This is a genomic window from Acinetobacter sp. 228, from assembly GCF_048147885.1.
In genome coordinates, this window is the sequence record NZ_JAYWYV010000475.1 from 1 (window position 1) to 1136 (window position 1136).

At 39.3% G+C, this 1136-nt stretch carries 2 protein-coding genes; one reads left to right on the plus strand and one right to left on the minus strand.

All coding sequences use genetic code 11. The features are described from left to right. The coding region (locus tag VXQ92_RS19980; protein WP_416682959.1) for a hydroxymethylglutaryl-CoA lyase at window positions 1-609 on the plus strand (609 nt) is incomplete at its 5' end. A gap of 251 nt (window positions 610-860) precedes the next feature. Here the strand turns inward: VXQ92_RS19980 and VXQ92_RS19985 are convergent. Continuing rightward, a partial coding sequence (locus VXQ92_RS19985) for a LysR substrate-binding domain-containing protein (protein WP_416682960.1) occupies window positions 861-1136 on the minus strand: 276 nt, incomplete at its 5' end.

The window sequence follows — 1136 nt, forward strand, 5'->3', positions numbered from 1 at the left end:
TTTACCGCAGCTTCTGAAAGTTTTACCCGTAAAAATATTAACTGTTCAATCGACGAAAGCTTTGAAAAGTTTAGCGATGTCATGAACGCAGCAAAAGCACATAACATCCGTGTACGCGGCTATGTCTCTTGTATTGTCGATTGTCCCTATGAAGGCGCAATTGCACCTGAGCAAGTGGTGAAAGTGGTTAAACGACTCTATGACATGGGCTGCTATGAAGTGTCTTTAGGTGAAACCATTGGCACCGCAACACCAGATCGCGTTCAAAAGGTATGGCAAGCCTGCCTTGCTGAACTCGATAGCAAGGTATTAGCTGGGCATTTCCACAACACCTATGGCATGGCAATTGCCAATATTTATCAGTCTTTACAGCAAGGTATTCGTGTTTTTGATTCGTCTCTTGCAGGACTTGGAGGTTGCCCTTATGCCAAAGGCGCCTCTGGCAATGTATCAACCGAAGATTTGTTTTATTTGCTGTCACACATGGGTTTTGAAACTGGCATTAATTTAGAAAAATTGATGCAAGCCAGCCAAAATATTAGCAATGTATTAAACCGAAAAAGCTTGTCGAATTATGCAAATGCGTATTGGCAAACTAAGTGTGCATAGTCATAGATTAAAATAGCTCAGCATCTGGTATAAAGCTGAATATTAGGCCAAGTACCAGATCATCCTATCTCATCTTTATCTCATTCTGTTCAGGAATTGGGGCTCAATCCCTCATGCAATTTTTTTAAAATTTATCGTTCATTTCTGTATTAAATGCCTCTTTAAAAAGAAGCATTTTCTACCCTATTTTTATTCTAATCCGTATTATTCTTCATCCTTTTTCAATTGTAATCCTTAAAAAATTTATCTCATTATTTATAAAAATAAGATGCATCCATTTCAATTCTTGGAGAAATATATTCTTCTACCCAATCCAACCATGCGCGTGTTTTGGCATCAATAAAATGGCGTGAAGGCAATAAGGTATAAACCCCAATATCAGGCGAACGCCACTCTGGCAAGATATGACATAATCTTCCATTTTGAACCGCGTCTAAAGCCGAAAACATTGGCAATAACGCGACCCCCATATCTTGTTGCACCACATCTAACAATAACTCAGGGTTATCTGCAATGAGTTGCCCCCC